Source organism: Pseudomonas sp. CM27 (assembly GCF_013179515.1).
Classification (GTDB): domain Bacteria; phylum Pseudomonadota; class Gammaproteobacteria; order Pseudomonadales; family Pseudomonadaceae; genus Aquipseudomonas.
The window spans coordinates 1-13,661 of sequence record NZ_JABMCN010000162.1 but is presented as its reverse complement, the minus strand read 5'-3'; the positions used below and the strand labels follow the sequence as shown (position 1 = coordinate 13,661).

At 63.8% G+C, this 13,661-nt stretch carries 13 protein-coding genes; 7 read left to right on the top strand and 6 right to left on the bottom strand.

Annotated elements, in window-relative coordinates:
- The 4 genes from HP547_RS19315 to HP547_RS19300 form a co-directional block, all read left to right on the top strand.
- On the top strand, positions 1–230 hold a 230-nt coding region (locus HP547_RS19315; RefSeq protein ID WP_172287104.1), incomplete at its 5' end, for a methylenetetrahydrofolate reductase.
- Positions 231–323: 93 nt separating this feature from the next.
- Complete coding sequence (locus tag HP547_RS19310; protein ID WP_172231073.1) at positions 324–1,400, top strand: hypothetical protein; 1,077 nt, start codon at positions 324–326, stop codon at positions 1,398–1,400.
- A gap of 67 nt (positions 1,401–1,467) precedes the next feature.
- On the top strand, positions 1,468–2,256 hold the full coding sequence (locus HP547_RS19305) for an ABC transporter substrate-binding protein (protein WP_172231070.1): 789 nt from the start codon (positions 1,468–1,470) through the stop codon (positions 2,254–2,256).
- Positions 2,257–2,475: 219 nt separating this feature from the next.
- Positions 2,476–4,377: a DEAD/DEAH box helicase gene (locus HP547_RS19300; protein ID WP_172287103.1), complete on the top strand. Its 1,902-nt coding sequence runs from the start codon at positions 2,476–2,478 to the stop codon at positions 4,375–4,377.
- A gap of 88 nt (positions 4,378–4,465) precedes the next feature.
- On the opposite strand, the gene HP547_RS19295 is transcribed toward HP547_RS19300, so the two are convergent.
- The 3 genes from HP547_RS19295 to HP547_RS19285 all read right to left on the bottom strand — a co-directional run bounded on the left by HP547_RS19295 (position 4,466) and on the right by HP547_RS19285 (position 7,728).
- Positions 4,466–5,044, bottom strand: coding sequence for a YceI family protein (locus HP547_RS19295; protein ID WP_172227145.1), 579 nt, complete (start codon positions 5,042–5,044; stop codon positions 4,466–4,468).
- Between the two features lie 34 nt (positions 5,045–5,078).
- Positions 5,079–5,630, bottom strand: a complete 552-nt coding sequence (locus HP547_RS19290) for a cytochrome b (protein WP_172227142.1) — start codon at positions 5,628–5,630, stop codon at positions 5,079–5,081.
- Positions 5,631–5,883: 253 nt separating this feature from the next.
- Positions 5,884–7,728 (bottom strand): flavin monoamine oxidase family protein, encoded by a 1,845-nt coding sequence (locus HP547_RS19285; protein WP_172287102.1) that lies wholly within the window; start codon positions 7,726–7,728, stop codon positions 5,884–5,886.
- Between the two features lie 208 nt (positions 7,729–7,936).
- On the opposite strand from HP547_RS19285, the gene HP547_RS19280 reads away from it, so the two are divergent.
- The 3 genes from HP547_RS19280 (at position 7,937) to HP547_RS19270 (ending at position 10,765) form a co-directional block, all read left to right on the top strand.
- Complete coding sequence (locus HP547_RS19280; RefSeq protein WP_172227135.1) at positions 7,937–8,428, top strand: hypothetical protein; 492 nt, start codon at positions 7,937–7,939, stop codon at positions 8,426–8,428.
- Between the two features lie 79 nt (positions 8,429–8,507).
- On the top strand, positions 8,508–9,914 hold the full coding sequence (locus HP547_RS19275) for an adenosylmethionine--8-amino-7-oxononanoate transaminase (protein WP_172227132.1): 1,407 nt from the start codon (positions 8,508–8,510) through the stop codon (positions 9,912–9,914).
- Positions 9,915–10,045: 131 nt separating this feature from the next.
- Positions 10,046–10,765: a 16S rRNA (uracil(1498)-N(3))-methyltransferase gene (locus tag HP547_RS19270; protein ID WP_172227129.1), complete on the top strand. Its 720-nt coding sequence runs from the start codon at positions 10,046–10,048 to the stop codon at positions 10,763–10,765.
- Here the strand turns inward: HP547_RS19270 and HP547_RS19265 are convergent, their stop codons facing one another.
- From HP547_RS19265 to HP547_RS19255, 3 genes are all read right to left on the bottom strand, one after another.
- Positions 10,766–11,383: a hemolysin III family protein gene (locus tag HP547_RS19265; protein WP_172227126.1), complete on the bottom strand. Its 618-nt coding sequence runs from the start codon at positions 11,381–11,383 to the stop codon at positions 10,766–10,768.
- Positions 11,384–11,452: 69 nt separating this feature from the next.
- Positions 11,453–11,926, bottom strand: coding sequence for a chemotaxis protein CheW (locus HP547_RS19260; RefSeq protein WP_172287101.1), 474 nt, complete (start codon positions 11,924–11,926; stop codon positions 11,453–11,455).
- Positions 11,919–13,661: response regulator (locus HP547_RS19255; protein WP_172287100.1), on the bottom strand; the 1,743-nt coding region annotated here is incomplete at its 5' end. The genes HP547_RS19255 and HP547_RS19260, both read right to left, overlap by 8 nt.

The window sequence follows — 13,661 nt, the reverse complement described above, 5'->3', positions numbered from 1 at the left end:
AACTGGCACGTTTCTCCGACGCCTGTGGCGCCGAGATCCCGCGCTGGATCCGCAAGCAGCTGGAAGCCTATGCCGACGACACCGCCAGCATCCAGGCGTTCGGCGAAGAAGTGATCACCCGCATGTGCGAGCAGCTGCTGCAAGGCGGCGCACCTGGCCTGCACTTCTACACCTTGAACCAGGCCGAACCGAGCCTGGCGATCTGGAACAACCTGAAGCTGCCGCGCTGAAACTTTTTGGCAAAGTCTGCTTAAGAAATGATTAAGGCTTTGGTCATAGACTAAAGCCTTGTTCATTTTCCGGTTACACAGGTCTTGCCAGCCATGCAGCATCTCCAGCCTTCGCGGCCACAGCTCGTCTACCTGGCTTTTGGCCCGGCAACCTACCATCAGGAAGCCTGCTTCAGCATCGTCAGCGCCCTCGCCCACCTGGACAGCGCTGCGGGCGAAGCCATGGATATCCAGGTCTACACGGATAACCCGCAGCCCTATGCCAGCCTCCCGGTCACCGTCCACCTGCTGGACGAGGCCACGCGCCAGGCATGGAACGCCCCGCACGGCTATCACTTCCGCAGCAAGCATGTGCTGTTGCGACAGGTATTGCAGCAACACCCGCTGGCAGTCCTGATCGATACCGATACGTTCTTCCGCAAATCGCCACTGCAACTGTTCGCCCGGGTAGCGCCAGGCCAACTGCTGTGCAACGCCATCGGCGCCCGCTATGGCGCCAACCAGAAGTGCCTGCTGTACAGGAACCTGCTGGCGATCCTCGAATCCCGAGGCCTGGCCGACTGCCAGATGCCACTGGTCAACTCCGGAGTGATCGGCCTTACGGCCGAAGATGCCAGCACTCTGGACCGCTCCATTGCCATGATGGACGAGTTCCATCCCTTGGCACGCGAGGCCTACACCCTCGAGGAGTTCTGCCTGGCTGTGGCGGCTTACCGCACGCTGGCGGTGGCCGAATGCACCGATGTCATCCACCACTACTGGAGCCGCAAGGCGCAATTCCGTGCCAAGATCCAGGCCTGGCTGCGCAAGCACGGTGAAGCCCCCCTGAGCCAGGCCGCGCTCGCCGACGTCACCCTGGTCAACGACCAGCTGCCGCGACCACCGGCCTTGCAGCGCCTGGGCTATAAAGCGCTCAGCCTGACCCTGCCGCGCCACGAACGCCAGTTTGCCCGCGAGCTGCTGTATGGCTGCTACCCCTACCCCAACGAATTCGACCGTGCCTGCGCGCCGGCCTGGTGGGACAAGGCCCTGGAAAACCTCAATGCCCGCCATGGCCACATGGAGCCCGACCGGCTGCGCCAGTGCCTGCGCCACCCGGGGCTGCGCCTGTCGCTGGGCGAACAGCGCAAGGATATCGAGGCACATCTGTTGCGGGCCTCCCGGTGTTGAGTGGGGCCCGCACACAAGGACACCGTCTGCACTGGCCTTGCCCAGGCCGAGCGCGTAATCTCCGGCCATGCCACACGTCGCCCGCCTGTTCTGGATCCTGCTGCTCATATGCCTGAGCCCGTTGGCCCTGGCCGAGCGCTTGCGCCTGGTGAGCGACGACTGGGCACCCTATGTGTATGAACATGACGGCCAACCGCAAGGCATAGACTACGAAGTCACCACCCAGGTCTTCGCCCGCCTGGGCGTAGAAGTGGAATGGCAGTTCCTGCCGTGGAAGCGCTGCCTGGCAATGGTCGAGCAAGGCCTGGCAGATGGTATTCTCGACATCTTCCAGACCGAGGCACGCCAGCCTTACCTGGTTTATGCCCCCGAGCCCATGTCGATTGTGGAGTTCGTCCTGTTCCAGCAACATTCGCGTCGCCATAGCGTGACCAGCCTCGCAGATCTCGCCGGTCTTCGCGTCGGTACATCCCCCGGCTACGCCTATGGCAAGGCCTTCACCGAGGCGCCACACTTCAAGCGTGAGGCCGCGCCCACTCACGAAGCCAACTTTGGCAAGCTGGTACTGGGGCGTGTGGACCTGGCAATCACCGACCGCAAGGTCGGCCACTACCTGCTCCAGCGGTTGCGCCTTGAGCAGCAAGTCGAACAACTGCCGCTGGTGATCAGCCGCCAGCCTCAGTATCTGGGACTGGTGCGCAAGCCCGGGCGAGAAGCACTGGCCCTGGCCTTTGCCGAAGAACTGCGGCGTTTCAAGCAGGAACCGGCCTTCTTGGCGATCAGCAACCGCTATACGGGCGACATCGGAAGCATTCTCAACGCCGTTGAGCAGCAGGAAAGCGGCACAGCGCGATAGCTCTGTTATACTCGGGCCTTCCCGCCCGGCTCACGCCCGGACGCTCGGCCTCGCAACAGGCATCCCGATCGGCAATTGACGCACTTTCGCGTCCACCCTCCGTTTCCCGGATGTGCAGTGAAAGCCCAGCTGGACCGGACGCGATCGCATCCCACCGATGCCCGTCGCGCCAGGCAGAACATCCCTACGGGCCCAGCCCACACGAGAACAGGATCGCCCATGTCCTTTGCTTCCCTCGGTCTCTCCGAGGCACTTGTCCGCGCTATCGAGGCTGCGGGCTATACCCAGCCGACCCCCGTGCAACAGCGGGCGATTCCCGCCGTGTTGCAAGGCCGCGACCTGATGGTTGCCGCTCAGACAGGTACTGGTAAAACCGGTGGCTTCGCCCTGCCGATTCTCGAGCGCCTGTTCCCGGCCGGCCACCCCGACAAGTCGCAGCGGCATGGCCCGCGCCAGCCTCGCGTACTGGTCCTCACCCCGACCCGCGAACTGGCAGCCCAGGTGCATGACAGCTTCAAGGTCTACGCCCGCGACCTGCCACTGGTCAGCGCCTGCGTCTTCGGCGGGGTTGGCATGAACCCGCAGGTCCAGGCCATTGCCAAGGGCGTGGACGTACTGGTCGCCTGCCCGGGCCGCTTGCTCGACCTGGCCGGCCAAGGCAAGGTCGACCTGGCCCACGTGGAAATCCTGGTACTCGACGAAGCCGACCGCATGCTCGACATGGGCTTCATCCATGACGTGAAAAAGGTCCTCGCCCGCCTGCCGGCCAAGCGCCAGAACCTGCTGTTCTCGGCGACCTTCTCCAAGGACATCACCGACCTGGCCGACAAGCTCCTGCACAACCCGGAGCGCATCGAGGTCACCCCTCCAAACACCACTGTCGAGCGTATCGAGCAGCGCATTTACCGCCTGCCCGCCAGCCACAAGCGTGCACTGCTGGCGCACCTGATTACCCTGGGTGCCTGGGAGCAGGTGCTGGTGTTCACCCGCACCAAGCACGGTGCCAATCGCCTGGCCGAGTACCTGGAAAAGCACGGCCTGACCGCCGCCGCCATCCACGGTAACAAGAGCCAGAACGCCCGCACCAAGGCACTGGCCGACTTCAAGGCCAACAGCGTGCGCGTGCTGGTAGCCACCGATATCGCCGCGCGCGGGCTGGACATCGACCAGCTGCCGCACGTGGTCAACTTCGAGCTGCCGAACGTGGAGGAAGATTACGTCCACCGCATCGGCCGTACCGGCCGCGCCGGTCGTTCGGGCGAGGCCATCTCCATGGTCGCGCCGGACGAAGAAAAACTGCTCAAGAGCATCGAGCGGGTGACCAAGCAGCGTATCCCGGACGGCGACTGGATGGGCTTTGATGCCAGCCAGGTAGAAGCCGAAAAGCCCGAAGTACGTGAACGCCCGCAAAACAACGGCCGTGGCGGTCGCAACCAGCAGCCACGCGGCGAAGGCAGCAAGGACGCCAACGGCGGCCGCAAGGACAAAGGCAAGGATAAAGGCAAGGCCAAGCCGCAGGCTGCTGACAAGCCGGCCGACAAGGAAAAGAGCGGCGACCGGCAACAGCAGCCGCGCAAGCCGCGCGACAAGAAGCCGCGTCAGCAGCAACAGCAGCAGGCCAGCAGCGCAAGTACGCCGAAAGCGCCAGCCGATCGCGATCCTGAAGCGTTCCTGGACGACGATGTGGATAACTTCGGTAACCGTGCCGACTACGTGAGCCCGTACCAAGGTAAAGGCCAAGGCCGCAATCGCCGCCCAGGTGCTGGTGCCGGTCAGGGCCAGGGTAACGCCCCACGCAGCAATGCCGGGGGCCAGGGCCAGGCGCGTAGTGGCGGCCAACAGCGTAGTGGTGGTGCTTCCAACGGTGGCGAAAAACGCCCACCCCGCGCCAATAACGGCGGCGGCGCCCGTCGTGATGGCGGTGGTGGCCGTGGCCGCCCGGCGCGTGACGATGCTGCCCGGCAAGAGCCGGCCGTGCGCAACCCGCGCCAGCCCGAAAAACAGCCCGTGATCATCCGCAAGGAATCCAAGCTTGACCGCTTCCCGACGCCCGAGCAGCTGGATGACCTGCCAAGCCGCCCGCGTGGCGAGCGCCCGGCCTTGTTGACCCGAAAAGGCTAAACCCAGGCCAGCCTTTGCCGGCTCATCCTCGGCAAAGGCAAATAAAAACGCCGCCCAATGGGCGGCGTTTTTTATTGCCGAGCAATAGTTACTTCTGCTTCACGCCTTCAACACTGATATCCAGGTCCAGGGTCTGCGAGGTCGCGCCCGGGCCTTTGATGCCGAAGTCGTTCAGGTTCAGCGTGGTGGTGGCGTTGAAGCCAGCGCGCTCGCCGCCCCATGGGTCCTTGCCTTCACCGTTGAAGGTGGCCTTGAAGGTGACCGGCTTGGTCACGCCGTGCATGGTCAGGTCGCCAGTCACGTCAGCAGTCTTGTCGCCAGTCGACTTGACGCTGGTGGAAACGAACTTGGCTTCCGGGTACTTCTTCACATCGAGGAAGTCGGCGCTGGCGATGTGCTTGTCACGCTCGGCGTGGTTCGACCACAGGCTGGCGGTTTTCAGGTCGACGCTGATCTTGCTGGCTTCAGGCTTGGCGCTGTCCCAGCTGAAGTTGCCGTCGAAGTCCTTGAAGGTACCGTGAATGAAGCTGTAGCCCAGGTGGCTGATCTTCCAGTCGACGAACGCGTGCTGGCCTTCCTTGTCGATCTTGTACTCGGCAGCCATGGCCTGGCCAGCGGAGAGCAGAGCGGTACCGAGCGCCAGAGCGGCAAAAGTCTTTTTCAACATCCTTACTTCCTTCCTTTGCAATTGAGGTTGAGAGTCAAGCTTTGCGGCCCAGCATACGGGTCAGGGTCGCGTCACGGTCGATGAAATGGTGCTTGAACGCTGCCAGGGCATGCAGCACGGCAAAAATCACCAGGCCCCAGGCCAGCCAGAGATGGATCACGCCAGCCACATCCGCCTGGTCGGGCAGATCGCTGACCAGTGCCGGGACTTCGAACAACCCGAACACCGGAATGCCAACACCGTCGGCGGTGGAAATCAGGTAACCGGCCGCCATCACCGCAAACAGGCCGATGTACAGAGCCAGATGGCCGAGCTTGGCCGCCAGGCGGGTGAATGCGCCGTGGTTGGCCGGAGCTGGCGGTGGTGGGCTGATGAAGCGCCAGAGCACACGCAGCAGCATCACTGCCAGCAGCACCAGGCCAATGCTTTTGTGCAAGTCCGGGCCGGCTTTGCGCCATGGGCTGTAATAGTCGAGGCCGACCATCCACAGGCCCAGGCCAAACAGGCCGAAGACTGCCAGCGCCACGCCCCAGTGCAGGACGATGCTGACCACGCCGTAGCGAGAAGGTGAATTGCGCAGTTGCATGTTGGCGTGTTTCCCCGTGAAAGCTGTGCACAGATTAGCGCGTAACGTATCGAATAAAAGCGGAAAAAACTGCTTCGGATTATCGAGAAATACGATATTTATTCTCTGAGCTTCCCATTAAGGAAACATTAACAATAGACGGAGAGTACGCGCCTGCCAGTGCCGGCCTCTTCGCGGGTAAACCCGCTCCCACAGTGGTGCATGCACTGTGGGAGCGGGTTTACCCGCGAAGAGGCCAGCACTGGTCAGTAAATCAGCTCGCTTTGGCCTGGCTATTGACCACGGCCTTCTTGGCAGGCTCGGACTTGGCAGTGGCCTTCTTGGGCTCGGCAGGTTTGTGCGCCGGTTTGTGCGCCGGGGCATGCTTGACCGGTGCAGCCTTGATCGCCGCAGGCTTGGCCGACGCTTCCTTGACCACTGCGGACGGCGCGACTTGAGGAGCAGGCACAGGCGCAACTGCCGGTACCACTTCCTCAGCCTTGGCGATGGGCTCCGCCTTCACTTCAGGCTTGTCATCCCCACCAAACAGGCGCTTGAAGAAGCCAGGCTTGTCCTGTTTGGCCTCATCGACCTGCTTGAGCTCTGGCTTTGCAGGTGCCTTGTCAGCCTTGTCGGACGAGCCGCCGAACATATTGGAGAAGAACCCGCCCTTGCTGTCCTTGGCTGCTGCAGCTCCGGCTGCGGCCGCTGCAACCGGTACCGCTTTGGCCGGGTCGAACGACTTGCCGGCCAGCAGGTCCTGCGCCTGGCTGGCGGCGCGCTGGCCACTGCGCAGGGCGCCTTCCAGGGTGCCCGGGTACAAGGCATCGGTGTGCTCGCCGGCAAAGGTGATACGCTGCACCGGGCGCTCCCACAGGCGCCAGTATTTGCTGATCTGCCCCGGGCCATAGGCCAGGTAGGCGCCGCCGGTACCGGCGTCGACGCTGTAACGCTTGACCTCGTAGCCAGTGAACGCACCACGTGCCTGCGGGTAGAACGCGTGCAGGCGGATCAGCACCTGGTCGACCATCTGCTTGTCGCCGAAGGCCTGCAGCAGGCGGGCATTATCACCGGACAGGTTGATCACCACGTTGGCGCCACCCTTCAGCGCAGGCTCGATCCACAGCATGCCCAGGCCGGCATTACTGAAGATTTCACCCGACATGCGTGCGCGGCTTTCCCACACTGGCGTCTTGAACTTCAGCATCAGCTGGTCGCGCCAGCCATAGTTGGTGCCCTTCAGCGCCGCCACGTGCTGGCCGTCCAGGCCTGGGGTCATCTGGATCTTGGCCAGCGCGCGCAGCGGCACGGCCAGTACCAGGTAATCGGCCTGATAACCGACACTGCCAACCTTGACCGTGACGCCGTCCTTGTCCTGGACAATGGCGGTCACCGGCGAGCTGGTCTTGATGGTCTTGAGCTGCTTGACGAAAGCCTGGGCCAGCACCGGGCTGCCACCCGGCAGGCGCGCGGCGCGCAGGTCGCGGTCGCTGACGCCGCGGTACACACGGTTCTGCTGGGCGAAGTACAGCAGCGACAGGCGCGACGGCTCATCGTAGCGGGTACGAATCTGCTGGTTCACCAGCTGACGGGCGGTGGCCGGCAGTTGCAGTTTGTCCAGCCAGCTGGAAACGTTGATCTGGTCGAGGGCGAACAGCGTGCTGGTGGCCTGCGGGTTCATCGGGTCGTCGATCGAGCGTGCCAGGTTGTCGAGGGTCTTCTCGTAGCGCTTGAGCGCCTCGGCGGTGGCCGGTTGCTTGGTGGCCAGGTCAGTGGCGCTGAAGTACTCGCCGTCGATCAGGTAACCGGGGGTACGCACGAACTCGGGCGCCGGCAGTGTTTCAAGCTTGAAACGGTCAATGTACTGGTTGAGCACCGGCTGCGCCTTGGCGTTACCGATCCACTCGCTGGTGGCAAGGCCTGAGCGCCCGCCCATGCCCGCCTTGGCTTCCAGCAAGGTCACCTGCCAGCCTTTGTTCTGCAGCTCGTAAGCCGCTGTCAGGCCCGCCAGGCCGCCGCCCACCACAATAGCTGTGGGTGTCTTGTCCTTTGCCAGCGCGGCGCCGCTGGACACACCGATCAATACCAACGCGCACAGGCGCACCCAAGCAGCAGCCATGATGGCGAACTCCGAGTAAAAAGTTGCAGAGACGGGAGAGGCAGGAATGCCCCGGGGAGATGCGTTAAGAATACGTCACCTCCGCCAACCCTGCCAGCGCAGTGACATCAAGTGCTTTAGGCAACTGACATTTTTGCCAGTAGCCGTTTCACACGGCAGCAGGCGATGCTGGCGAAGATGGCCAGAAGCCCGCCAGGAGGGCACGCAGATGATGTTCGAAGAGCATTTCCAGCAAGTTGACCGCCAGTCGTTGCCGCACAAGCAGACCCTGCTCACGCCCTCCGGGCTGAGTATCCGCTCCAACAGCACTTCATCCAGCGGCTTTCATGAGGCGTTCAAGGGTGAGGACGGCACCGAGCTGGTCATCGGCGAACACAGCGATGTGGAAATCGCCTTCGCCCAGGAGGTCGAGTGCCTGCGGCTGGAATACTACGTGGTCAGCGACTTCCTCGGTGACGACCTGCACATGCTGTTCGATGCCGGGAACCACAACTACGACCTGATCGCACCGGCACCACGCAACTTCTACTGGCTCACACTTGAGGGCAGCGGCTTTCGCGACCTGCGCCCCGGCCCCATCGCCACGCAGCCCTACCACCAGGTGATCGACGGGCCGTTCCGCCGCCTGACCATCTCCACTTCGCAGGCCGGTACCGTGCACATCCGCAAGCTTGAATGGACCGGCACACAGCGCCATTGAACGGCAGCGGTTGTCCTGCCCTGCGGCATTGCTTAGGCTTACGCGGTCGAACCACGCCGCAAAGCCAGGAGAAGTGCCGATGGGCCTCAATGATCAGTGGATGCAACGCGACCTGAAGGTCCTGTGGCACCCCTGCACCCAGATGAAAGACCACGAGCAGCTGCCGCTGATCCCGATCAGGCGCGGTGAAGGCGTGTGGCTGGAAGACTTCGAAGGCAAGCGCTACCTGGATGCGGTGAGCAGCTGGTGGGTCAACGTGTTCGGCCATGCCAACCCGCGCATCAACCAGCGCATCAAGGACCAGGTCGACCAGCTGGAGCATGTGATCCTGGCAGGTTTCAGCCACCAGCCGGTGATCGAGCTGTCCGAGCGCCTGGTGGCCATGACCCCGGCCGGGCTGGATCGGGTGTTTTATGCCGACAACGGTTCGTCGTGCATCGAAGTGGCGCTGAAGATGAGCTTCCACTACTGGCAGAACGTCGGCAAACCGGACAAGAAGCGCTTTGTCACCCTGACCAACAGCTACCACGGCGAAACCATCGCCGCGATGTCGGTGGGCGACGTGCCGCTGTTCACCGAAACCTACAAGGCGCTGCTGCTCGACACCATCAAGGTACCGAGCCCCGACTGCTACCTGCGCCCCGAGGGCATGGGTTGGGAGGAGCACTCGCGCAACATGTTCCAGGTAATGGAGCAGACCCTGGCCGAGCACCACGCCTCGATCAGCGCCGTGATTATCGAACCGCTGATCCAGGGCGCGGGCGGCATGCGCATGTACCACCCGGTCTACCTCAAGCTGCTGCGCGAAGCCTGCGACCGCTACGACGTGCACCTGATCCACGACGAAATTGCCGTAGGCTTCGGCCGCACCGGCACCCTGTTCGCCTGTGAGCAGGCCGGCATTCGGCCAGACTTCCTGTGCCTGTCCAAGGCCTTGACCGGCGGCTACCTGCCGCTGGCCGCCTGCCTGACCACCGACAAGGTGTACCAGGCCTTCTACGACGACTACCCGACCTTGCGCGCGTTTCTCCACTCGCACAGCTACACCGGCAACCCGCTGGCGTGCGCGGCGGCGCTGGCGACCCTGGATATCTTCGAACAGGACAACGTGATCGAGGCCAACAAGCCCTTGGCCACGCGCATGGCCACGGCCACTGCTCACCTGGCCGATCACCCGCACGTGGCCGAGATCCGCCAGACCGGCATGGCCCTGGCAATCGAAATGGTCAAAGACAAGGCTGGCAAAGTCGCCTACCCCTGGCAGGAGCGCCGTGGCCTGAAAGTGTTCAAGCATGCCTTGAGCCGTGGCGCCTTGTTGCGCCCGCTGGGCAGCGTGGTGTATTTCCTGCCACCGTATGTAATCACCCCGGAGCAGATCGACTTCCTCGCCGAAGTGGCCAGCGAAGGCATCGACATCGCCACCCGTGATAGCGTCAGCGTGGCGGTTCCCGCAAACTTCCACCCTGACTTCCGCGACCCGGGTTAACTCCCGCAAGCCTGCCACCAAACCCTGTGGGAGCGGGTTTACCCGCGAATGCGATAGTGGATTCGCCGCCGCATTCGCGGGTGAACCCGCTCCCACAGTGTCACATGAGCCCATTCCGTCCGAGCTGATCCATGAGACTGTCCCGCTTCTTCATCGACGCCCCCCTGAGCATTGGCCAGCACGACCTGCCCGAAGCCCAGGCCCACTACATCGGCCGCGTGCTGCGCATGGCCGCCGGCGACGCCGTGCAACTGTTCGACGGCAGCGGCCAGGAATACCTCGGCCAGCTGCTCGAAGTGGGCAAGAAGACCGTGCGCGTCAACCTCGACCAGGCCTTCGCCGGCCAGGCCGACTCACCGCTGCACGTCCACCTTGGCCAGGGCCTGTCGCGCGGCGAGCGCATGGACTGGGCGATCCAGAAGGCCACCGAGCTGGGCGCCAACGAAATCACCCCCATCGTCAGCGAACGCTGCGAAGTGCGCCTGAAGGATGAACGCGCCGACAAGCGCCTGGCCCACTGGCGCCAGGTGGCGATCAGTGCCTGCGAACAATGCGGCCGCTCGACCCTGCCCGTCATCCACCCGCCGCTGACCCTGGCCGAATGGCTGGGCAGCAGCAATGCGGATTTGAAACTGGTCCTGCACCCGGTGGCAGAACCGCTCACCAGCCATGAAAAACCGGCAACCCTGGCCTTCCTGATCGGCCCCGAAGGCGGTTTGAGCGAGGCCGAAGTCGACCAGGCCAAGGCGGCCGGCTTCCACGCTGCGCGCCTTGGCCCCCGCGTGCTGCGCACCGAGACCGCGCCAGTGGTGGCGCTGTCTGTCGCCCAGCAGTTGTGGGGCGACTTTTAACTAGCGCACATAGAACGACACCGCCACGAAGTGCATCAGGCTGCCTGCGATCACGAACAGGTGCCAGATGCCGTGCGCGTGGCGCAGGCGGCTGTCCAGGGCAAAGAATATGATGCCCACGGTGTACAGCACGCCGCCGGCGGCCAGCCAGGCAAAGCCGGCGACGCCCAGCGAGCGCAGCAAAGGCTTGACCGCCACCAGCACGATCCAGCCCATCACGGCATAGATGATGATCGACAGGATGCGCGCTTCGCTGCGCGGTTTGATCTCCTGCAGCATGCCGAGCACCGCCAGCGCCCAGACCACGCCGAACAGGCTCCAGCCCCAGGGGCCGCGCAGGCTGACCAGGCAAAACGGCGTGTAGCTGCCGGCAATCAGCAGGTAGATCGACAGGTGATCGAGCTTGCGCATGATCACTTTCGCCCGGCCACGGGTGCTGTGGTACAGGGTGGAAACGCTGTACAGCAACAGCAATGTACTGCCGTAGATGGAGAAGCTGACGATCTTCCAGGGGTCGCCTTGCAGGCCCGCAACCACGATCAGCCAGATGGCACCGATACAGGCCAGGACGGCACCGACCAGGTGGGTCCAGGCGTTGAAGCGTTCACCGTAATACATGCAAACACAGACCTCCCGAGCCGGGCTGGGTTCCTGATGATGTCTGTTGCGGCCCTTTCGCGGGTAATCTTACCCAAGGCCAGGTTGCAGGTCTGCGTCACGCACCAGCCTTTCCAGTGCCACCAGGTCCGGCACCCGTGCCACCTGCTCACCCACCTGCACGGCCGCGAGCTCAAGGCGACCCAGCGCCACATCCACATAATTCAGCTGGCTGTCGAGCTTGCACGAGCGCGGGATGTCCTGCAGCAACAACGCCAGATAGCGCAAGCCGGTGTCGCCCAACGCATTGAGCACCACCACACGCGCACGCTCGCCGCACGGCGTTTCGCCGCCACAAGCCGCCTCGAACCCGACCAGCGGCAGACGCTGCTGGCGCCAGTCGATCCAGCCCAGGTGCCAGGCCGGCTCGCCAGGTTGGCACACCAGGTTGCGCTGGCCGCTCAATTCGGCAACCGCCACATTAGGCAGCACCAGGGTGCGGTCACCCAAGGGCAGCAACAACCCGGTCAGGCTGCTGCGCTGGCCGGCGATCAGTTCAAGCATGGGTCGAGCTCCAGTGCGCGATGCTCTGCAACAGCAGCGATTCCTGATACGGTTTGCCCAGGTATTCATTGACCCCGATGGCCATGGCGCGATCGCGGTGCTTCTGCCCGGTACGCGAGGTGATCATGATGATCGGCAGGTCTTTGAGCCGCGCGTCACGCCGAATGCGGGTGGCCACCTCAAAACCGTCCATGCGCGGCATCTCGATATCCAGCAGCAATACATCCGGCCGGTGCTCTTCCAGCAGGGCCATGGCGTCGACGCCGTCCTTGGCGGTCAGCACACTCATGCCGTGGCGCTCCAGCAGGCGGCTGGTTACCTTGCGCACCGTGACCGAGTCGTCCACCACCATTACCAGCAGTGCCCTGCGCGGTGCCGGGCCAAGCAGCTGGCGCTGCGGGCCACCGCCGGGCAGGCGGGCCAGGCGTCGCTGCTGGCCGCGCAGCTGGCCAAGCAGATCGAGAATCAGCACTACCCGGCCATCGCCCAGCAACGTCGCCCCCGACAACCCGGCAACCGCAGCAAACTGCGGGCCCAGGCTCTTCACCACGATCTCGCGGCTGGGCGACAGGCTGTCGGCCTGGATGGCGAATGACTGCTCCTTGGAATGCACCAGCAGCACCGGCAGCGGTACGCTCTGCCCCAGCAATGCCGGGCGCGGCAGGCCTTGCAGCAACTCGCCCAGGTAGCGCAGCTGGTAGTCGTGACCGGCATAGACATAACGCGGCGTGTCCAGCTCATAGCAAGCGGCGAGCTCTGCTGGCGGCACGCGGACAATGCCCTCGATGGTATTCAGCGGAATGGCGTACTGCTCCTCACCCAGATGCACCATCAACGCCCGGTTGATCGACACGGTGAACGGCAGGCGGATAAGGAAGCGCGCACCCTTGCCCTGGGCCGACTCGATGCTCATCGAGCCACCCAGTTGCTTGACCTCCTCGTGCACCACGTCCATGCCCAGACCGCGCCCGGAGATCTGGGTGATTTTCTCGGCGGTGGAGAACCCCGGGCGCAGGATGAACTGCAGGATCTCGTGATCGCTCAAGCGCGCCTGCGGGTCCAGCAAACCGCGCTTGATGGCTTTGCGCCGTACCGCTTCCAGAGGCACGCCGGCACCGTCATCGGTCATTTCGATAACGATGTCGGCGCCTTCGTGGAGCAAGTTCAGGTGAATGGTACCTTGCTCAGGCTTTCCGGCCGCCAGGCGCATTTCGCGGCTTTCCAGGCCATGGTCGACAGCGTTGCGCAGCATGTGCTCCAGCGGCGCCACCATGCGCTCGAGCACACTGCGGTCCAGTTCGCCTTCGGCGTTACCGACCACCAGCTCCACTTGCTTGCCCAGCTCGCTCGCCACCTGCCGCACCACCCGCTGCAAGCGCGGCACCAGACGTTCGAAAGGCACCATCAGGGTAGCAGTCAGGCCTTCTTGCAACTGGCTGTTCACCCGCGCCTGCTGCTGCAGCAGGCTGGAGGCCTCCTGGGCGCGCTGGGCCAGGGTTTCCTTCAGGTCAAGCAGGTCCGAGGCGGATTCGAACAAGGCCCGCGACAGCTGCTGCAGCTGCGAATGGCGGTCCATTTCCAACGGGTCGAAGTCGTCGTAGGCATCCCCTTCGAACTGCTGGCGGCTGGAGATCCGCCCTTGGGTTTCGATATCCAGGCGCAGCAACTGGTCGCGCATGCGCTCCAGCGTGGTTTCCATCTCGTTGAGCGCGAACTGCGCGTCATTGACCTGCTG